The organism is Lentilactobacillus fungorum (assembly GCF_016860605.1).
GTDB classification, from domain to species: domain Bacteria; phylum Bacillota; class Bacilli; order Lactobacillales; family Lactobacillaceae; genus Lentilactobacillus; species Lentilactobacillus fungorum.
This window is the reverse complement of sequence record NZ_BNJR01000005.1, coordinates 12,765-32,537: the sequence shown is the minus strand read 5'-3', so window position 1 is coordinate 32,537 and position 19,773 is coordinate 12,765. Positions and strand designations below refer to the sequence as shown.

Annotated in this window: 21 protein-coding genes; 11 read left to right on the top strand and 10 right to left on the bottom strand. The window is 42.6% G+C overall.

All coding sequences use genetic code 11. The features are described from left to right. Nucleotides 1–389 precede the first annotated feature (389 nt). On the top strand, nt 390–1,187 hold the full coding sequence (locus tag YK48G_RS02530) for an alpha/beta hydrolase fold domain-containing protein (RefSeq protein WP_203629143.1): 798 nt from the start codon (nt 390–392) through the stop codon (nt 1,185–1,187). 116 nt (nt 1,188–1,303) lie between these two features. Here the strand turns inward: YK48G_RS02530 and YK48G_RS02525 are convergent, their stop codons facing one another. Together YK48G_RS02525 and YK48G_RS02520 are read right to left on the bottom strand one after the other, a co-directional pair. After that, entirely contained in the window at nt 1,304–2,149 is an 846-nt protein-coding gene (locus YK48G_RS02525) for a matrixin family metalloprotease (protein WP_232365253.1), read from the bottom strand. Nucleotides 2,150–2,237: 88 nt separating this feature from the next. Further along, nucleotides 2,238–2,678, bottom strand: a complete 441-nt coding sequence (locus tag YK48G_RS02520) for a GNAT family N-acetyltransferase (protein ID WP_203629152.1) — start codon at nt 2,676–2,678, stop codon at nt 2,238–2,240. 152 nt (nt 2,679–2,830) lie between these two features. Between YK48G_RS02520 and YK48G_RS02515 the strand changes: the two genes are divergently transcribed. The 3 genes from YK48G_RS02515 to YK48G_RS02505 all read left to right on the top strand — a co-directional run bounded on the left by YK48G_RS02515 (nt 2,831) and on the right by YK48G_RS02505 (nt 5,738). Continuing rightward, nucleotides 2,831–4,297, top strand: a complete 1,467-nt coding sequence (locus YK48G_RS02515; RefSeq protein ID WP_203629141.1) for an MFS transporter — start codon at nt 2,831–2,833, stop codon at nt 4,295–4,297. Between the two features lie 68 nt (nt 4,298–4,365). Beyond that, entirely contained in the window at nt 4,366–5,307 is a 942-nt protein-coding gene (locus tag YK48G_RS02510; protein WP_203629140.1) for a phosphoglycerate dehydrogenase, read from the top strand. 197 nt (nt 5,308–5,504) lie between these two features. After that, nucleotides 5,505–5,738 carry a hypothetical protein gene (locus YK48G_RS02505; RefSeq protein WP_203629139.1) on the top strand — a complete coding sequence of 78 codons (234 nt, stop codon included), beginning with the start codon at nt 5,505–5,507 and terminating at the stop codon, nt 5,736–5,738. A gap of 290 nt (nt 5,739–6,028) precedes the next feature. Here the strand turns inward: YK48G_RS02505 and YK48G_RS02500 are convergent, their stop codons facing one another. Continuing rightward, entirely contained in the window at nt 6,029–6,283 is a 255-nt protein-coding gene (locus YK48G_RS02500) for a hypothetical protein (protein ID WP_203629138.1), read from the bottom strand. Between the two features lie 275 nt (nt 6,284–6,558). On the opposite strand from YK48G_RS02500, the gene YK48G_RS02495 reads away from it, so the two are divergent. Further along, nucleotides 6,559–6,750, top strand: coding sequence for a hypothetical protein (locus YK48G_RS02495; protein ID WP_203629137.1), 192 nt, complete (start codon nt 6,559–6,561; stop codon nt 6,748–6,750). Between the two features lie 98 nt (nt 6,751–6,848). Here the strand turns inward: YK48G_RS02495 and YK48G_RS02490 are convergent, their stop codons facing one another. From YK48G_RS02490 to YK48G_RS02465, 6 genes are all read right to left on the bottom strand, one after another. Beyond that, nucleotides 6,849–7,775 carry a D-alanyl-D-alanine carboxypeptidase family protein gene (locus YK48G_RS02490; protein ID WP_203629136.1) on the bottom strand — a complete coding sequence of 309 codons (927 nt, stop codon included), beginning with the start codon at nt 7,773–7,775 and terminating at the stop codon, nt 6,849–6,851. Nucleotides 7,776–7,920: 145 nt separating this feature from the next. Further along, nucleotides 7,921–8,610: a GntR family transcriptional regulator gene (locus YK48G_RS02485; protein ID WP_203629135.1), complete on the bottom strand. Its 690-nt coding sequence runs from the start codon at nt 8,608–8,610 to the stop codon at nt 7,921–7,923. Between the two features lie 128 nt (nt 8,611–8,738). Then, the gene (locus YK48G_RS02480; RefSeq protein WP_203629134.1) at nt 8,739–9,761 is read right to left on the bottom strand and encodes a sugar kinase; all 1,023 of its coding nucleotides are present in this window, start codon (nt 9,759–9,761) and stop codon (nt 8,739–8,741) included. 198 nt (nt 9,762–9,959) lie between these two features. Continuing rightward, nucleotides 9,960–10,694 carry a DUF975 family protein gene (locus tag YK48G_RS02475; RefSeq protein WP_203629133.1) on the bottom strand — a complete coding sequence of 245 codons (735 nt, stop codon included), beginning with the start codon at nt 10,692–10,694 and terminating at the stop codon, nt 9,960–9,962. 246 nt (nt 10,695–10,940) lie between these two features. After that, nucleotides 10,941–11,615 (bottom strand): type 1 glutamine amidotransferase, encoded by a 675-nt coding sequence (locus tag YK48G_RS02470; RefSeq protein WP_203629132.1) that lies wholly within the window; start codon nt 11,613–11,615, stop codon nt 10,941–10,943. A 78-nt stretch (nt 11,616–11,693) separates the two neighbouring features. Next, the gene (locus YK48G_RS02465) at nt 11,694–12,167 is read right to left on the bottom strand and encodes a DUF1836 domain-containing protein (RefSeq protein ID WP_203629131.1); all 474 of its coding nucleotides are present in this window, start codon (nt 12,165–12,167) and stop codon (nt 11,694–11,696) included. A gap of 378 nt (nt 12,168–12,545) precedes the next feature. On the opposite strand from YK48G_RS02465, the gene trhA reads away from it, so the two are divergent. The 6 genes from trhA (at nt 12,546) to YK48G_RS02435 (ending at nt 18,088) form a co-directional block, all read left to right on the top strand. Then, nucleotides 12,546–13,196, top strand: coding sequence for a PAQR family membrane homeostasis protein TrhA (trhA, locus tag YK48G_RS02460; RefSeq protein WP_203629130.1), 651 nt, complete (start codon nt 12,546–12,548; stop codon nt 13,194–13,196). 324 nt (nt 13,197–13,520) lie between these two features. Continuing rightward, the gene (locus YK48G_RS02455) at nt 13,521–13,955 is read left to right on the top strand and encodes a hypothetical protein (RefSeq protein WP_203629129.1); all 435 of its coding nucleotides are present in this window, start codon (nt 13,521–13,523) and stop codon (nt 13,953–13,955) included. 139 nt (nt 13,956–14,094) lie between these two features. Further along, nucleotides 14,095–14,589, top strand: a complete 495-nt coding sequence (locus YK48G_RS02450) for a hypothetical protein (RefSeq protein WP_203629128.1) — start codon at nt 14,095–14,097, stop codon at nt 14,587–14,589. Between the two features lie 350 nt (nt 14,590–14,939). Beyond that, the gene (locus YK48G_RS02445) at nt 14,940–15,761 is read left to right on the top strand and encodes a hypothetical protein (RefSeq protein WP_203629127.1); all 822 of its coding nucleotides are present in this window, start codon (nt 14,940–14,942) and stop codon (nt 15,759–15,761) included. 359 nt (nt 15,762–16,120) lie between these two features. Next, a complete protein-coding gene (locus YK48G_RS02440) occupies nt 16,121–17,308 on the top strand; it encodes an MFS transporter (RefSeq protein WP_203629126.1) in 1,188 nt (395 codons plus the stop codon). A 39-nt stretch (nt 17,309–17,347) separates the two neighbouring features. Next, on the top strand, nt 17,348–18,088 hold the full coding sequence (locus tag YK48G_RS02435) for a DUF975 family protein (protein WP_203629125.1): 741 nt from the start codon (nt 17,348–17,350) through the stop codon (nt 18,086–18,088). Between the two features lie 112 nt (nt 18,089–18,200). On the opposite strand, the gene YK48G_RS02430 is transcribed toward YK48G_RS02435, so the two are convergent. Then, nucleotides 18,201–19,334, bottom strand: a complete 1,134-nt coding sequence (locus YK48G_RS02430; protein WP_203629124.1) for a trans-sulfuration enzyme family protein — start codon at nt 19,332–19,334, stop codon at nt 18,201–18,203. Between the last annotated feature and the right edge of the window lie 439 nt (nt 19,335–19,773).

Below are 19,773 nucleotides of genomic sequence, written 5' to 3'. Positions count from 1 at the left end.
GTAACACACGATTGGCGCTGGTTTCGGGTTCGCCGTGAGCGTCATTACGAAGTTACTGACAGAGCTTTTTGTTCAAAAGTAGGCGAATGAATGCGATCGGATCGCTAGCCGTGCAAGCCCCAGGTGATAATGATGGCTATCCTACTCGTAACGAACTGTTGGCTTACCAAGCCGAAAAGCAACGTATTTAAGTTTTACTTACAAGTCGATTTAATTGACGCAGTAAATTTCTGGGTGGATACTTCAGTTGTATATCAAGGAAGATTCGCAAAGCAGCAGCTTGCATCTTAGCCTATTTGAGCAAAAAGCCAGGCGCAGAATTTCTGGTCAAACAGGCTTGGGGTCTAGCTTCTAAACACTTTGCGCCACTCACTAAGGGGGAAGTTAAATTGACAAATTACGTGATTCAAACAGACGTTGAATATGACCAGGTGAACCATCAGGTAACGGACATTTACTATGATGGCGATCTTCAACAGAGCCGCGGGGCCATTATTGACATTCACGGTGGTGGTTGGTTTAGAGGCGATAAATCAAAGGATGCCGATTCTTCAAAGCGATTCGTTGACGAAGGCTACTTGGTGGTTACGCCAGCCTATCGAATTACGCCAAAAGCCTTTTATCCAGCACCCTTAGAAGATATGGACCGGCTTTATGAATGGTTAACCAAAGCAGATTTACCGTTTGATCATGCCCACATTGGGGCGTTTGGATCGTCTGCCGGCGGCAACATGGTGGTGGAGCTATCGATTAAATACGGAATTCCCGTTGCGTCGTTATCAGGGATTTTAGATATTGATAAATGGCTGGGTGCCCATCAAGACGTTGTTGCCCAAGAAGGGGATACCAGTGGCTTTAACACTACGGCCAGTGCAAACATTAACCAAACTGGCGCCAATGACCCGTTTTATAAGTGGTTTGTGACCAACTACTTTGATGGCCGGACCGATCAATATGAAGCAGCGACACCGGTGCATCGGGTTAGTGATAAGACTGGCCAAATGTACTTGGCGAACTCGCTCAACGAATTCGTTCCAACCAGTGGCGTCTTGGATATGGCCAAAGCGCTCACGGAACATCAAATTCCATACCAAACCAGAATGATCGCTGGCAGTCGCCATGCTAAGGGATATTTGGATGACGTGTGGGATGATTTGGTTCGATTTTTTGATCGAACAATGAAATAGTCGCAGAAGGTAAATAAGACCCGCTCGGATTCACTGATGAACTCAGTTTCCCGAACGGGTCTTCTTTGATTGTTAGCTATATTGCACAGAGAATAAATCGTAAATATCAGCGTTGTTTACCAGTAGCCAATAATCTTGGTTAACTTAGCCCGATTAATATCTCTGGTGGACAGCTGATCGGTTAGAATTGCAAATGAAGCTTGCTTGTCTTTGTAATTATTCCAGCTATATTTAAAATCTGATGAAGCTGATTCGAACTCCGAAGCCATCATATCATTCGCGTACGGTGTATGGTCGAGTCCTAAGCTATGGCCTAATTCGTGGGTAATCACGGCCGTCCAATATTTTTGGTACTGCTCATAATAAGTGGTTGAACTGGGATCATCTGCTGAAGCCATTTTTTGGCCGGTTAAATCTTCGTAAACAGCAGGGACATAATCGGCGTTGCTGGACAATAGTGAGTTAACGTAGACTTTATTGGTTTTATAATATCCATCCCATGAATTGTTCCCGGAGGTAGGGCCTTGCTTTAAGGCTACCGTAATGGTGTGATTCTTAGCGGTTCCTAATCGAAAAACGGTGGTTCCCAGCGCGGTGTTCCAGTTCTTCATGGCCGCAGTGACAAAACCGCTCTTTTTGAGTTGGTCCGAAGGGATGTAAATAGTTGCCTGGTGATGTTTAAAAACGCCTGGTTTGCTCATTCGTTCAACGTTGTAATTTTTGTTAAACAAAGCATAGTAAGCCACGTAAATTTTAGTAGCAAAATGGCGAACTTTACTAGTTGGATTGAGATCTGGAGTTGACTTAATGGCCTTAGTAACGGTCTTTCGGCTGACCGTTTTAGCGGCCGCCGTCGTGGAACTAACCGGTTCAAAGGGCGTGAGCTGGCTTGTCGTCACAATTGGCGTGGTTAACAGGGCAGCTAATGCAGCGGTTAAAATTGTTTTTTTAAGATGGTGCATGTTTATCACCTCATTGTAAGCGTTAACTTAGTTGCATCATAGCATGTTCGGCGTGTCAATTCAAAGGGCGCCGATTTTATTGAGAGAATCATAATGGCCGCACCATATTCAGCCATACTTCGCCAGCGTGGTTGGAAGCTGAAATGCCTTCATTCACGTAACCATTTCGCTCATAAAAGGGCACTAATTGATTAAGACAGGTAAGGGTGATTGCTTGGCGGTGCTGATGTTTAGCAACTTTAGCCAGTTCAGCTAAAAGTTGGCTGGCAATTCCCTGACCTTGAAACGTTGGGGCAACGACTAAACTGAGGACGGTTTGATAAGGGTCAGCCGGATTATTTGGCTGAGCGTGTTCAAATAAGTCGTCAGTCAAATAGCGCTGATTAAATGAAGGACCAACGATGTAGCCGGCCAGCTGACCGTCACTGACAGCCGTGATAAAAGTGTCTGGGTACAGTTGAATTCGGTCACGCATAGCCGCCTCAGTCGCGGCTTCAGTACTTGAGAATCCGGATCGTTCGATTGCCATAATTTCTGGCAACTGACTTAATTTAGCGGGTTGGTAGCTGATGGGCACTCAAATTCCTCCAGTTCGTTATTCGTAATTTTGATCAACACATTGCGATTGAATCAATGTGGATAGTATAATAGTAACATTGATTAGAAGTGAGATGGCAATTGATGAACGAAGAAAACAAGCATACACAAAATGATAACCGCCGTTGGATTATTATGACGGCGGTCTTTATCGCAACGTTTATGACGTCAGTTGAGGTGACCATTGTCACGACTGCATTGCCGTCAATTATCAGCGAACTGCATGGGCTGGCTTATCAAAGCTGGATCATGAGTGCCTATTTACTAACGACGGCCATTACGACACCAATTTATGGCAAATTAGCGGATACTTTGGGACGGCGTAATGTGTTTCAATGGGGCGTGATTGTGTTTACGCTGGGCTCGCTTTTAAGTGGGCTGTCACCATCAATCTTGATTTTGATTCTTTCGCGGGCGATTCAAGGAATTGGCGCTGGCGCCGTGATGCCACTAACGTTTACGATTATTGCCGATAACTTTAGCTTTAAGCAACGGGCGAATATTTTAGCATTTAATAATACGGCCTGGGGATTATCGGCTCTAGTTGGGCCACTTATTGGCGGCTTTTTAGTTGACCACTTATCTTGGCATTGGGTTTTCTTTGTGAACGTACCGCTTGGCGTTTTGGTTGCCCTGATGGTTTGGCTTGGCTACCATGAACAAATTGCCCGTAACCCCCATTTGATGATTGATTGGTGGGGAATTGCTTGGTTGGCGATTTGTTTGGTGGCCCTGTTAATTGCGATTCAGTTCTTGGATAATGTGCCATGGCTGGCCCTTGGCCTCTTGATAATCGCCGCAATTAGTTTTGCCAGGTTAGTTCACCAAGAACGCCGGTTTGTTGATCCGTTAATGTCTCCCAAGATGTTTCGATCAAAAACGTTTACGATTCAAATTGTAACGGCGATGATTTTAAGTGGGGTGCTTATCGGCTATCAGGTATACTTTCCGATCTGGCTGCAGTCGCTTTACCGGGTTTCGGCGACCGGCGCTGGCTTAGTGGTGACCTCCAGCTCAATTATGTGGCTGGTCGCCTCATTTACGGTGGGAACGTTGATTGCCAAATTCGTGCCAAAATGGATTGCGACCAGCCTAATCCTGGTACTGCTTGTCGGCTATGTCAGCCTGATTTTCGCGGGCCAATCATTTCCGGTTTGGGCCTTTTATGTGATTGCAATGATTAATGGTGTTGGCATGGGCATTATCATTAGCATGAACACCGTTCTCAGCCAACACTTGGTCCCAACGAACATGGTCGGATCGGCAACGTCGATTCTGACGTTGGGCCGATCACTTGGACAAACAGTGATGTCTGGAATTTACGGGGCAATTTTGACACTGGCAATCCGATTGCAGCTGCCTGACGGGATGCGCTTTTCACAAGTAAACGCCGTGATTAGCGCCAAGCAAACGACCACTGCGGTCAGTCGGGCGGTCGTTGACCCAATTATATTGACATCGTTGCACATGGTCTTTTTGGTCGTGGTCATCATGTTGTTGATTGTGCTGGTGATTAACTTATTGGATCCAAATAAAAAGATTGTTAAATAAACGGAGTGGTCCAACTGAACCGGCTAGTTGGAAGGCCTGACCACCGGTGTAGTATGGAGGAGATTGTGATGAATAAAAAAGTGATTATCCCTAAAAGCTTATCAGTTGATGGCAAGCGTTATTTGACTGAGCATGGAATGACGTTAATTGAAGTCCCGGGTACGTCTGCTGCCAATATTTTACAGGCTGGCAGGGATGCGGATGGCATGATCCTGTTTGTGGATCCAATTGGCGAGGATGTCATTTCTCAAATGCCAAATTTAAAGATCATTGCCCGCCACGGGGTTGGCTATGACAACGTTGACTTAACTGCCGCCGAAAATCATGGTGTCTGGGTGACAATTACGCCAAACGCCAACGCGGCTACGGTTGCCGAAACAACCTTAGCAGAGATGCTGGACTTATCTAAAAACTTAACGATGATTTCAATGGCCATGCGGGATGGTGATGGAGCTTATGCGTTGGCTCATCAAGGCTTTGATTTAGCTGGCAAGACATTGGGGATTTTGGGGTATGGCCGGATTGGTCAATGGGTCGCCAAAAAAGCCAGTGCGCTAGATATGAACATTTTGATTTATAACCGGACACCCCGAAAGTCACCTTATGGCGAGTTTGCCGATTTAACAACCGTCATCAAAGAAGCTGACGTGTTGACCCTGCACCTGGCGGCAACTCCGGCGACGCGCCACATCATTGGCCAAAAGGAACTAGCACTGATGAAATCGAGCAGTGTGTTGATAAATTTAGGCCGTGGAAGCTTGATCGACCAAACAGCTTTGATTAAGGCCCTAAAGGCACATACAATTGCCGCAGCTGCCTTAGATGTCTTTGATCCTGAACCATTGGCTGCCAATAGTGAACTCTTCGATTTGGATAATGTGTTACTAACTCCCCACATTGGATCAAACACGGTCGAGAGTTTTTCACGAATGGCGACTGATGCTGCCAGTGAAGTCGTTCGCGTATTAAACGGCGACAAACCGCAATGGCCTGTCAACCAGGTTGACTAATGAGTAAGCACTGTTATGAGGTTGAGGCGTTTACGTCTGGACTGATTGGGAGTGCTTTTTGGTTGTAAAGCAAAAGGACGAAACGAAAGTAGTGTCTTGTTTGGTATGAGCAATTGAAGTCCAACTGGCGTACGTAATTAACAATTACTGAATCATTTAGTTTAGTTACTGCTATAATGAATGTGGAGGTGCTAATAATGACAACCATTTATGTAGACCCGTCAAAAAAGAAGCAACAAATCGTCAAATTATCGGATGGTAGTCGCGGCTTGATGAAGGCCAAAAAAGAAAAGGGTGGCATTGCATATGAATTTGACTTTTATAGTCATTTGCATCCGAGCTTTATAATTCCCCATGCCCCGGTTAATGGTGGGATTGAAAGGGTTGATTCAATTGATGGTCAACAGCAGTTTAAGTTCCAGTTGAATTGATGCATTTATATGTTGCTCTATCAAATGATAGCGTCACATATAAGGGTATGAATGTTGAAACTGCATTTCGTGATCGCAAATTAGTGCCCGGAATCGATGGCTAAGGCTTACCGTTGACGCCGGGTTACTTATGATTGCCAATTGGATTGAACGGTTTATCGAAGCGCGGTGTTGTTCACTACCGTAAAGCGGCCAATCAATTATCCCCAAATTGGGATAACTAATTGGCCGCTTTAACTATCGAACTTAAGCTAATTGGTTAGTCATACATAACTGTTTTGATTATCGATTCATCGGAGCCGTAAGTGATAAATCAGCTTAAATCGCTGCGGTTCTTGAATGTGGGTTCGCCTTGGACTTGGTAGATGCAGGGATTGGCTTTCATTGTTTTCACAATCGTTTAGCGCCAAGAGCATTTTGGCCTCACCATCGCCGTTAGCAGCCCTTCGCTCCAGTTCATTTCTGGCAAATCGGGCAACCATTGCTTCGGCAAAACAATGGGGGTGCAACCGTTGAAACAAATCATAGTTACTTTCGTTTTTCATTTTTAATTTCCCTCTATGTAATAACTTTTAGTTTATACGAGCATATTACAACCCTATTATTTTCTAACGGGGAAGTCAATAAAAAAATGAATCGTACTGATTTGAAACCGGTTTAATAAATCCTTAAGTAGTTAACAACCGCCCGTTTGACGGGAATTCAAATGGCCAGTGGTCGTTTTGTGGTCTAAGATGCTTGACTCTGGGTAGATACGCGGTAAACTAATGACAATTTCCTAAAGGAGTCGCTAGGAAATAAATATGAAAAGAGGGTTTTAATGACACTTTTAATTTTAGCATTGGCAGCAATTGCCGGGTATTACTACTTCAAGAACAATCAATCCAAGCCGCGGAACAATCGTTATCAGAACACTCAAGGTCCAAATGCGTATGCTTATGCTCGCAATGAGCATCCAGAAATTTTGGATAAGGGTCAAGGAACGGGTCGACCACGGAAAAACATTAACTAATGAACATCATTTAAAATGAGTCTTAAACAGGCAGCCAACAATTGCGAATTTAATTTCGTCATTGTGGCTGCCTGTTTTTAATGATTGATGAAAATCAATCAAGCTAAACTATTATCGTAAACGTAGTTCATCATTGAGCGGGTTTCGGTGAATTCATTTTCATCATGCAACACCACCGTTACGATCCGATCATGGCCGGATTTTTGGCCAGTTCCAACGAAGCAATAGCCAGCTGGATCCGTGTAACCAGTTTTTAGGCCGTCCACTTTAAGGGAAGCTTGGTAATATTTACGGCCGGGCAATAAATTATTATAATTATATAACTTTTGGCCGCTAACCGTCATCGATTTAATGGAAGCATCGTTTAAGACATCATCAAAATCTAAGATGTAGTGCCGGGCAATTCGGGCAACGTCATTTGACGAGACTAAGTTGGCGTTGGCACCGCCGATGTTGTAGCCATAAGGTGAAAGGCTATTTTGCTCCATCCCAGAAGCTGATACAAAGTGCGCATGCTTAAGCTTCCATTCCTTGGCTTGAGCATTCATCATTGAAATGAACTTTTTATTATATTTTGGTGTTGAACCACCGGCGACCCACTGACCTAACGCAATTGCTGCGTTATTAGATGATTCGACTAATCCGGCTAAGTAGAGTTGGCGAACGGTATAAGAATTCTTAGTAAACTTAAAGCCGCCAAAAACGCTTGACTGGCCAAGTCGCTTTAACCCGGCATTGCTGGTTTTGACCTTCGAACTCCATGTGCCGCCACCGTTGGCGATCTTTTCACGAACTAAGTAAAGGGTCATGAGCTTGGAAACTGACGCGATTGGCCGAGCCGTGTTACCAGCTTTTGACCAAACAATCTTATTAGTATTGACGTTAAGGGCAGTTGCTGACTTTGCGTACTGTAGGCTCAAAGATTTGGCGTTAGCGTTTGCCATCTGGCTGTTCAAGCCAATCCCTAATCCTAAGACTGCCACGCCGGCCATCAGGGTTGTCCGCAGCCAACGATAAAGTTTCATATTGACACACTCCTCTATAAATTACTAATCAAAATTGTAACATGTTGAGCATGACAACTGTGGCTTTTAACTAAACTGTAAAAAAGGTATGACTTAAATTCATGAGCTAATGGTTAAAAAAGTGCACTAAAAAAGCGATCTGAAATCAGACCGCGTGGCTTTGGTACAGATTGTTAATATTTTTGAAATAATTTGGAAACTTCTCAACGACCGATTGCTGCTCATTCAACATCAGATCTAAATGATCATAGATAAGCTTTTCTGCTTGGCGGGCATCGTGGTTAATAAGCGCTTGGATAATGGCACCGTGTTCATGAGTTAAAAGACTCAGCGGCAAATTATTATCGTGAACCCGTAATAAGCGATAGCGATTCAAGTCCGTGCTAAAGGTGAGCTGCCAGTCCCAAACGGTTGCTTTATCGGCAAATTCATATAATTTGCGGTGAAAGTCATTGTCGAGGTTAAACGAACGATTAATGTCACGATGAATGGCGGCTTGGTTTTGAAGGTTGACAATCTCGACGAGCGCTTCAATTTGTGACTTTTTTGCCTCGTTGGCCACCGTGCTCACGATAGTCTTTTCTAATGTCTGCCGGACAAACCTGGCGTCCAGTGCGTTCTTTAGGTTGATTTTAGTCACGTAGGTGCCACTTTGAGGCATTGAGTAGAGTAAATGGTCACGCTTGAGCCGGAGCATTGCTTCTCTAACGGGTGTCCGGCTAACCCCTAGCTGCTCTTCAAATTGCCGATCAGAGACTTGTTGGCCCGGACGCAATGTGAGTGCCATTATTTGTGAATAAATAATTTGATAAGTTTTATCTTGTAAGCTTGGCAAAATATCCCCGTCTCCCCCCTAAAGGTATTTTGAATTAATATTATCACAAAATAGTATTGTAGAGGAGCCTAAAATGTAACTGCCATCTTCATTTATTAACACAGGTTGTTCGTTAATTTACCAAGGAGTTATCGATTGATTGACCGATTAGTTGAATTCATAATCGCTTTAATGTCAGAATCAGAAGCCAGATTAAAGTCACCGGGAATCGTTAATTTCAAAGCGGCAGCCGCAAGGGCGTAGTCCAGTTGATCTTGGGGAGCAAAGTGGTGAAGCAAGCCGTGAATCATGCCAGCGCCAAAAGCATCTCCGGCCGCGACCTCAGCGTTAACTGTTAAATCATAAATCGGACTTTCATAAAAGTGGCCATTTTGAAATAATAAAGCGGCCCATTTACCGTGTTCAACTGAATAGGTATCCCGGATGATACTAGCAACCGTATGAATGCTAGGATACATATCGGCAATCAATGCCATACTTTCCTTAAAAGATTGCTTTTGAGCGATGACATTGCGGCGATTGCCATCAAAGGCGTCTTTAATCCCAAAGGAATCGTAAATATCTTCATCATGAACAAAACAGAGATTCACATAAGGCATGAGTTGCTCATTAAAGGCGATGGCATCTGCGGATGACCAAAGCTTGCCACGAAAGTTAGCGTCGTAAACAACTTCAATATGACGGGTTCGACAAATCTTGACGGCTGTTAGTAATGTCGATTGCAGCTTACTCGAAAGAGCCGGGGTGATTCCAGAAATATAAAAGTAATTGGTGTTAGCTAAAATGGCGGGCCAATCATAATCAAGTTCGCCAGAATCAGCGAAGGCACTATGTGAGCGGTCATAGATAACGTTGCTGGGCCGAATACCGTTGCCGCGTTCGAGAAAGTAAATCCCAATTCGGTTGCCGCCGCGAACAATATCGTTAGAATTAACCCCAAATTTGGCAACAGCGGCAATTCCCGCGTCGCCTAGTTCATTAACGGGTAGTTTAGTGACGAAGTGAACCTGATCACCCAATCGAGCTAAAGAAACGGCAACATTAGCCTCAGCACCACCAAAGGTTGCTTCAAAATGGGATGATTGGATAAGTTGTTGTTTTTTGGGAGCTGTCAATTTGAGCATGATTTCCCCAAAGGTCGTGATATGCATAAAAAAATCCCCAATCTTCATAAATGACATTCGAGTGTTGTCATCATGGTACCACAATCAGGAAGTGAGCGAATCAAAGCATTAAAAACTAGCCCATCAATTTCCGCTAACGGGAATTCCCATTTTTAGGAAAGGCGTTAGCAGAAACCGCTGCTTTGAACAGCTGCCCGATATTTGTGGAAGACTAGGGATTACTGGTTAAGCTTTAGGCGTTTGGTCATTAGATAATTGATCTGGGGTGGTTGTCGACGGCGGGTCGGTTACCGGCGGTTGTTGAGAATTTGCGGCCGTTTGTTGCTCAATCAGCTCATTATAAAAGTTCGCAAAGCTCAAAACCATGTAAGGCTGAACCCAAATAGCGGCAATGCCAGCCGTAAAGGCAACCAATAAGCCCCAGCCGATAAAGCTTAGTGACATGACGAAGTACTCCCACTTATGGCCATCCATTAATTGCCGACTACGGGTAATTGCCTCCAGATAGCCAATTGATTCACCCTTATCGATCGCATCCCGGTAGATGTAATAAGCTTGAGAGTAAGCCATCGATTTAATAATGCCAGGAATAATCAACAATAAGCTCCAGAGAAACGAAAAGATAAAGATCAAAATATAAATTAATAAGGTTCCTAGGAAATATTCACCGCGGGAAAAAAGGGTAAATGATTTTTGGAGGGGTTGATCGTATTGCAGCGATTGCCTGATTGCGTCAATACTAACGAAAAACAACCCAATTGCCATGAGGGCAGCTAAGAACGTTAAAAATAATCCGATATCTTCAGAAGTTGTTAGGGCATCGTTTGTTGGATCGTCTGGGTAAAATAGAATCGCTCCAATCGCTTCGAGAATAAAAACTGGTAGCCAAAGTAAAAAATAAAAGGAAAAATGACTATTTAAGATGCTTTTTGCGTCTTTTTTTAATGCAGGCCTATCCATATTGCTCAACTCCTTAAATGAAAAGAAGCGATGCTCAAAAGGAACATCGCATCTAATATGACTTATTTACTGCCCACTTTTTCTTATACAAATTAAATAGGAAAAAAGCCAATTCTTTGAACGCTTTTTTTGCGTAACAATCCTGAATTGGCGGGCTTCTTAAATCCAAATTAAGTATACAATAGGCCAAAATAATTTCAAAGAATAATGACTCTGTAATACTTTGATACAGGGTTTGAGCAGCAATTATTGGCGGCAAGCCAAGTGATTTAAAATCGTAAATAAGAGTGTCCGGCAATTGAGGTCAAATGGCAATTGCCGCAGTTGATCAGCTGATTCACCCAGCACTGAACCAATCAAAAACGGTTGATCAGCGGCAATCAAGCCAGCAAGCGTTTGAGGGGTGGACTCCAAGTGAAATTGCAAGCCGATTGCGGACCCCAATTCAAAGCCCTGATTCTGCCAATACCGGCTGGTAAATAATTGTTGGGCGCCGGCAGGTAATTCAAAGCCTTCACCGTGCCAATGCAGGACTTGATAACTTGTCTTAGCACCTAGTATCCGTTGGGCTATATTTGTCGATTCGACGGCCCCCAAGCCGACTTCTTTTGCCGTAGGGATAATTTGGCTGCCAAACGCCTTGGCTAACTGCTGGGCACCAAGACAAACGCCTAACATTGGTTTGCCAGCTTGGACAACTTGTTTGATGAGTTGGCGTTCTGCTCGGATCCAGTTTAAGTCATCATTGGCACTCATTGGTCCGCCAAGAACAATCAGAAAATCAATGGTATTCGGCTCGGGAAGTTGATAATCAGTTTCAAATAGCTTGACGAGTTGGCGTTGATGATGGTTGGTCGCAATCCACTCGTCAATTAATCCGGGGACTTCAAAAGCGACGTGTTGGATAATGGTTATTTTCATTTAAATATCGAGGCAAGCAACCCCTCGGTTTGAATTGGAGGGGAATTGCCTCGCACCTTCTTTCTTGAGATAGCTTTTTCAGTTCGAAACGCTTTGGCGGATAACGTCTTCTACGATTAACTTATATAGTAGTGATTGAATCGCAATGGTTTGATACTGTTCGGCAGAAACTGGTGTCTTTGCTGCTTTCTTTAATTCCGAATTAACGACCGTTATAAATTGATCATAAGCTTTAGCAAGCGGCTTAAGGGTGAGGGCAATTTTAATTGCGCCGGCGACTGAATCTAGTGAAAGAATTTGTTTTAAGATACTAATCACTAAAATTGTCGCAATGTGATCGCGAGAATATCGCTTTTTGACAGGACGAGCGACCAACCCATTTTTGACGTAACTATTAATCATTGATTTAGTGATGGCTGTATTGGTGAGTGGCACTAAGAATTGATTGACTTGGTCAATGACTTGGTCCATATATAAATCAATATTTGGTAATTCTTGATAATGTGGTAATACAATTTTTGAAAGTTGATGACTAACGGTTTGTTTGAGCATTGAGTCCCTCCTAAAAAAAGTGAGCGAAGCAAAGCGGTTAGAAACTGGAGCATAAGGCATCTTGGCCGGAAATCCCGGGCTTGGGTTTTTGGCCAAGATGTTTTAGGCGGAAGTTTCTGCTTTGTGCAGCTGTCCTAAAAAAGTGAACGAAGCAAAGCACTTAGAAAGCGGAGTGTAAGACTCCTTGGCGGGAAATTCCCGGGCCTGGAATTTTTCGCCAAGATACTTATGCGCAGCTTTCTTTGCGTAGCTGTCCTAATCAATTACCGCTATTATGACATAGTAAAACTTAAAAATAAAGTATGTAGATATTATATCTATGTCACCTTGACTTATTGACCAATACATCATACTATAATGTTACTAGGAGGCGTCATTATGAAAAAACAGATGATTCAAATAACCCGACAACGCATTGTTTACGAGGTATTAAATGCCGTGACGCATGGCGTCTCTTTTGTCATTAGTGCAATTTTGTCAGGGTTATTAATTATCAAAGCCGAGCATGATGGCTTATCGATGCTAGCAATTACTAGCCTTGTGATATACAGTGTTACCGTCTTATCACTTTATTTGGCTTCAACACTTCTGCATTGTTTTGTCTTTACGAGGGCAAAACGTGTGTTTCAGATTTTAGATCATAGTAATATTTTCCTGTTGATTGCTGGGACTTATACGCCTTATTGTGTTATTTTTGTTAATAATTTTTGGGGCAATGTGTTATTAGCAAGTGTTTGGACATTAGCAATTGGCGGAATTATTAGCCATATTGTATTTCATGGCAGGTACCAAAAAACGGAAACAACGATTTACGTGTTGATGGGTTGGCTTTGTATGTTTTTGGGGAAGGCCTTGTATACCAATTTAAGTCTTAGCGGTTTTTGGCTCCTTGTGGCTGGCGGTGTCATTTTCACGGTGGGGGCTGTTATTTATAGTTTCCCTAAAATTCCGGGGCTTCACTTAATTTGGCATTTCTTTGTGATGGCAGGAACGTTGACGATGTTTTTGTCGATATATATGAATGTATAAGGCTGACGAAATTAAGTGGTTAATAATCGGAGCGGCGGTCTCTTCTAGCATGACTTCTGGATTTGAAGTTAGTGTTAAAAATGATGATGCGCTGATTATTGTTTCGCGGCGTTTACTTTTGTAGCAAAACAGTAATACTGATGAAAAGAAGGGTTAACTGTTTTCATTTTATTGCTTATCTATTTTCATTGAGTTCCGTGAATTCCCGGTGTAACGCCATTGAACATTATGACAATGGCTGTTTTTTTGTAAAGGAAATGTAGTCTGATGTTTAAATCGAATGAGTTTAATCCATGATATACTTTTTGGCAAGGAGGCGTCTTTATGAAAAAAATTGCTTCGTTCTTGTTTGCAGCAATGATTGTTCTTGGAATCGGTTTGACAGCTAATCCAGCTAAGGCCCAAGCGAGTGCTTCTACAACCACCCCGAAAGCCCTCCGCGGGACTTGGTATGAGTACCGAGGTGACAAGAAGTTTAATGTTATCAAGATTACCCCCCATAGTTTCACATACAATGGTAAAACTTACAGTCCATCTAAGAGCGGTTATCGTAAATTAGGTGTTTCAAAATGGGGATCGTGGTATTCATTTAATCAAACTAAGTCTTCGACTAAGGACCTCGGTCAGTATAAAACCAAGAAAAAGTTAATTGATGGTTCGTATAAAAAAGTTTTGATTAAGTATAAGGGCGTTGGGACTTACCATGTTTTTCCAACGAGCAAGATTTATCACAAATATTCTTACAGCGTTCTAGATTAAGGGTACGCAACTCATTGAAATTCTAGTTCAGCGCTTGGAGAAGAAACTTTTTAGGCTTTTAGTCGTAATTGATAGCCCAACCCTCTATAATTAAAATAGAAAGTTATTAATAACTTACCAATTAAGGGAGGCTATCTGAATGAAAAAGACATTAACGACTGTTTTAACACTATTGATGATCCCGGTTGTTTTGGCTGGTTGTTCAAATAGTAGTCGTCAGGGACAGTCTAAGTCCAGTTCTTCAAGCAGTTCACAAACTGCTGCATCAAATAATTCGAAGAGCAGTTCAACGGCCGTTGATAATCAAACTGGACGGCAGGCATTAAAGGTTCGCTATGAAGATCGCTCATTTACATCTTATCTTGATCACGAATATTATGAGGAGCATCTTTACAAATATGTACCTGGAACAGTGGATCGGAATAAGACTTACTCATGGGATGCTCAAAATGTGTCTACTAAGACAAAAGCTTATGTAGATAAACGGGCAGTTGCGACTTTCAAAGATGAAGATGACCATGAGACTGAACACGAGACATTCTTCCGAATTCAGTTGGGATCAAAGACTGGCCAGAAATATTGGGTTAATGAGGATGCCTTACAAGATGACCATGAAAATGACTTGGATGACTGAGTAGATCATATGGGTTGCAATTTTTCTTGGAAGGTTGTATATTATGGACAATCAAAAAAGGAGGTGATGCTTTTTGACTAGTGGAATATCTCATAAAGCATCAGCTGTGGAGAACGACTTAAAATAGTTGATGTTCAAGAGAAAGAGCCGGCGAAATAATAATCGTCGGCTTTTTTTGTACATAGTTTTTGGGATAGTTGGGCAAAGCAAAAAGTTGCACCTAAGGCCACTTGTCCAAAAATCTAAGCCCGGGATTTCCGGCCAAGTTGCTTTAGGATCCGACGGCCGTGAAACGCCTAGCCTACTTGGCGCTTTCTAAGCGCTTTGCTCCGCTCACTGAGGTGATTATCATGAAAAGAATCGCAATTAAATGGCTAGTAACTCTGAAATGGAGTCTGATTTGTTTTTTGATCTTTTGGTTGGCCAATCGATTAAATATGGCCGATGGGAGAGGCCAGCCTTCCCTTTTGTTTGATGGCTATAATGTGATTAATGCGCTCATCTTATTTCCCGTTTCTTCAATCTGGCTAAAACAAATTATATTTCAAATTGGTTACCAACCCGACGATGATGACAAGATACTTAATGATAATTGGTGGCGTTCATTTCCAGCCAGCCGGGCTGATTATGCGACAATATTTGTTCCCGGTGGGTTTTATTCAATTTTATTTCAATCTGTTAGCGCGTTTCTCCTTAACCTAATCAATTATAGTTTGGCGTTACCATTAATGGGGTTACTCCTGCTGTCAAAGCAATTTCATTGGCAGTTATTTGAACGAGTCCTTTTGACGTTTGAGAAGCGAAAATATCAACGGCGCTTACGAACATCACGATTTATTAAGCCAATTACGCTGGCAGAAATAAGTCAAAGTATCTATGAACATCAGCCGATCATCGTCTTTATTGGTTCAGCTAAAGACAAGCTGAGCCGAGCGGTTGTACCTGGACTGGTAGCCGCCGCGGCACGCTATTCAGTCATTATTGATTACCTCGACGTCGATTTGGTAGGAAATGAACAGTATCAGACGGTGCTGTCTAAGCTGAACTTATATACACTCCCAACTTTATTGCCGGTTCTGGTTAGAGTGGGAAGTAATGGAACTGTGTCGCCAGTTGATTTAAACAGGATTCCCGCGGCCATTAGTATTTGGTCAGAATCAACGATCAAGTGATAGATAAATCTGAATAAGCGTAAATAAGGCTGAGACGACTAAAAATAGTTGCTCAGCTTTTATTATGCTTTGATATATTGGAAGTTAGCGTCAATTCAAATGATTAGAGTAAAAGAATATTACAGTTAAGTTAAAATAACTTTTGGGAGCGTTTTTATCAAACTTCATGCTAGTCAGGATGCTGAAAAACCTGTAATATATGAAAAGTTGTGAATCAAAAAACAGCTGCGCAAAGCAGAAAGCTGCACCTAAGGCTACCCGCCCAAAAATCCAAGCCCGGGATTTCCGGCCGGGTAACCTTAGGCTCCAGCTTCTAAGCTTTGCTCCGCTCACTATTACTTTGAAGGAGATGAAAATCGATGAAACAGTTTAAAGTCCAAAGTTTTGTGTTGGTACTAATTGCGTTTGTATTGGGGTTCAGTGAATTTTTGATCGTTGGGATTTTAGACGATCTAGGTGCGCAATTTAATACACCGGTTGCCACGGTGGGATACTTAGTGACGATTTTTGCAATTGTTTACGCGGTCAGTACGCCGTTTATCACCATTTTAATTAGTAAATACAATCTGTTTGCTGGATTACTGGTAATGATGGGCGTGTTTACTTTAGGTAACATCCTGAGCTTTTTAGCTACCAGCTTTATCTTTTTAGCAATTTCTCGTATTGTAACCGCGCTCGTATCCGGGGTGGCCATTTCACTGGGGTTAACCTTTGCCGGCTACATTGCACCGATGTCAAAACGGGGCTGGCTGTTGTCGTGGGTCTTTTCCGGCTTTAGCATTGCTTCAGTTGTCGGCGTGCCCCTGGGAACTTTTATCTCCACTAATTTTGGCTGGCGGATGTCGTTCTTAACCGTCATTCTCATTAGCCTAGTGACGATGGCATTCATCTTCTTAAGTTTGCCTCGGGATTTGAAGGTTAAGGAAAGTAGTATTCGAGGACAAATTTCGCTTTTTTCCGATAAACGTATTCGAGTTGGCATGTTGTTGCCAATGTTTAACTTGGCTGCGATATATGTCTTTTATACTTATTTGCGGCCAATTATCACGACGCAACTTCAGTTTTCGATTGGGACGCTGACAATCCTCTTAGCCGTTTTTGGTATTTCTAATATCATCGGGAATTTGGCGAGTGGAAAACTGAGTGAAGGTCCCGGACTGCGGGCAATGCCGATTGTCTTTACCACCCAGTTTGGGTTAATGATGTTAATGCCGGCAGTCTTTAAATTTAGCTGGCTAGGGGCAATTTTACTTTTTCTGGTCATTTTAACCATGCCACTTATTAATTCACCGATTCAGCTCTTCTTTCTGCAGGTTGCCGAGAATGATTATCCTCAATCCATTGTGTTGGCTTCTTCTTTGAATTCAATTTTTTCAAACTTTGGCATTGCGTTAGGGTCGGCGACTGGCGGCGTGATTGTTTCTCACTTCGGCTTAGGAATGGTTGGCCCTGGCGGCGCTATTTACGCACTGATTGCGTTCTTGCTTGTGGTTGGCTTGAACAAAATGACCCATAAATGGGTTCAATCTCGACACTCAAAAGCGTAAACTAACCATATTTAGCGTTTTAGATTCAAAGGAGGACTTATGGATCGAATTAGTTTGAAATTAGAAGCTCGGCGGCTGCTTGCAAGTCATTTCCCGTTTTTCGTGGTCTTGTTTTTGCCAGTGATCATTCTGCAATTTGGTTATTCATTAGCGGACGCGACGCTTGATTTTCAATCAGCGAGTTTCTTAACCACTTATCACCAGTTACTTCAAGGTCAATTTAATCCGGCAACTGAGGCCTTAATGAAGGTGTTGCTGATTTTAACGGGATTAGCGATTATTATTGGATTGTTATCAGCGGGAATGGCCTTTGCCAGCATTGATTTATTACGCAATCGGGCAAAATTTGAGATGCCAGTGACCAAGTCGTTTACAATTCTTAATAACGGCCAATATTTAGTTGCCGCAATTATTATGGGCGTGTTGACCACCTTTTTAACCTTTTTATGGTCATTGTTGTTTGTGATTCCTGGAATTATCAAAAGCTTTGCTTACGTTCAGGCTTTGAATATCTATCGAGACGCATTGGACGCAGGCAGCCCCATTGGCTACTTTGAAGCAATTCGTCGGAGTCGGCAGATGATGAATGGTCATAAATTTGAGTATTTCATTTTGATTCTAAGCTTCTTGGGATGGTACATCTTAGAAGGATTTTCATTTGGGGTCCTGTCACTTTGGGTGCAGCCATATACTCAACTGGCGTTTGCTAATTTCTATGTCAAGTTAGCTGATCACCCAGACGAAGACGATTTGTTAAGTATTTTCAATCGGAAGCAATGAAATTGAGAAGCATTCAGTACAAAAGGGATGATCGCTGTGAGGTATACTCCCCAAGTTAAAGTAAAAACTTTTGCTTGGGAGGTATCGATCGTGATCATCCCTTTTGCTGTTTTTATGAGTCTGCGAGCCCTTGCTTTAAATCAGCAATGAGATCGTTGGCATTTTCCAAACCAACGGATAGTCGCAGCAATTTGTCGGTAATTCCTAACTTCAATCGAGCGGTCTCGCTCATGTCGTGATGAGTCTGTAAAGCTGGAATGGTTAATAGGCTCTCGACGCCACCTAAGCTTTCAGCAAATGAAATAATCTTGAGCCGTTTGAAAAGTTGCTCGACTTGGTCATGATTTTGGACATAAAAGCTAACCATACCGCCAACACCAGGATAAAGCACTTTTTCGACTTGCGGTAATTTAGCCAGGGCTGCCGAGACGCGCGTTGCATTTTCAGTATGCCGCTGCATTCTAACCGAAAGTGTTTTTAAACTTCGCAGTAATAGCCAAGAGTCAAAGGGATCCAAGGTTGAGCCGGTCGTATTGAAGTTAAATGCAAGGGTATCGCTAATTTCAGCAGATTTAGCCACGACAACGCCAGCTAACATATCATTATGACCAGACAGATACTTGGTTGCACTGTGAACCACCAGATCGGCGCCTTCTTGGATGGGCTGTTGATAAACCGGGGTTAAAAAGGTGTTATCCACGCAAACCAGTAGTTTTGGGTTAATTTGATGAGCAATTTGAGCCACCTGGTTAATATCGATGACTTTCATGGTTGGGTTAGAAGGCGTCTCTAGCCAAATTGCTTTGGTGTCTTTAGTGATTAATTGACTGAGCTGCTGGTAGTCTTTACCGTTCCACTTAGTGAAGTGGATGCCATAATGATCGGTCAAATAATCAAAGAAGCGAAATGAGCCGCCGTAAAGATCATCGGACGTTACGATTTGATCGCCGGTTTTAAACAAAGAAAAGACCAATTGAATGGCGGCCATTCCGGAACTTAGCGCAAAGGCGTGAGCACCACCTTCCAATTGTGCCAAGGTTGATTCTAGTACCCGTCTCGTTGGGGTGGCAAGTCTTGAATAGGAATATTGTTTATGAGGATCAAAGTTTTCAACATCTGCCAAGTCTTGATGCCGAAAGTTAGAACTTAAGTAAATGGGCGTTGAAATGGCGTGGTGTTGATCATGGTTACCTCGATTACCGGCCTGTACGAGCAAAGTGTCAATAGCAAAACGTGATTTGGTCATTATCTAAATCCTCCATAAATAAAAGTTTAATAAAAAGCCTTCACCCAAAACAATGTTAACCATTGTTCAGGGTGAAGGCTTTTCACGATACCACCTGAGTTCATCGACACCTTACAGTGCCGAACTCAATAAGTACCCCAAATTGGGATACTCTGCACGGTAACGTGTGCTAACGATGTAGTTGCCAATTAACAACTACGTCACTCCGAGTTCATCTTCACATGACTTACCAGGCTTCTTTTCATCAACTGAAGCTCTCTATCAACTGGTTAGGGATGCTACTCTTCTCATCAATGTTTTAGCAAAAATTAATTTACTGTATTGTAGTCTATTTTTTGGTGAAGTTCAATGTGAGATTAAAAACTGTCGTTATTTGCTTCACAATTGCGACGTACATTCTCGTTAATTACCATTAAAACTGGTTTGTAATCATTCGCTT